We start from the raw sequence: 433 nt of genomic DNA on the forward strand, positions 1-433 counted from the left end.
TAGGCGCAGGCCCTGCGGGTCTTTCTGCTGCGATCAAAATCCGTCAACTTGCAATTGAAAACAACTTAAACGATTTGTCCGTTTGTGTCGTAGAAAAAGGCTCCGAAGTCGGTGCACATATTCTGTCTGGTGCTGTGCTTGAACCACGTGCCATGAACGAGCTGTTCCCCGACTGGAAAGAACAGGGTGCCCCGCTAAATGTCCCAGTGACTGAAGATAAAACCTTCTTCCTGCTGTCAGATGAAAAATCACAGGAAGCACCACACTGGATGGTACCTAAAACCATGCATAACGATGGCAACTATGTCATCTCGCTCGGCAACGTGGTGCGCTGGTTAGGCCAGAAAGCCGAAGAACTGGAAGTGTCGATCTTCCCAGGCTTTGCAGCCTCGGAAATTCTGTATCATGCCGATGGCACAGTCAAAGGCATCCA

Annotated in this window: 1 protein-coding gene; it reads left to right on the forward strand. The window is 50.1% G+C overall.

Annotation, left to right across the window (positions count from 1 at the left end):
• On the forward strand, positions 1-433 hold a 433-nt coding region (locus NI468_RS16155; RefSeq protein WP_253102643.1), incomplete at both ends, for an NAD(P)/FAD-dependent oxidoreductase.

The organism is Acinetobacter lwoffii (assembly GCF_024129355.1).
Lineage (GTDB): Bacteria > Pseudomonadota > Gammaproteobacteria > Pseudomonadales > Moraxellaceae > Acinetobacter > Acinetobacter lwoffii_I.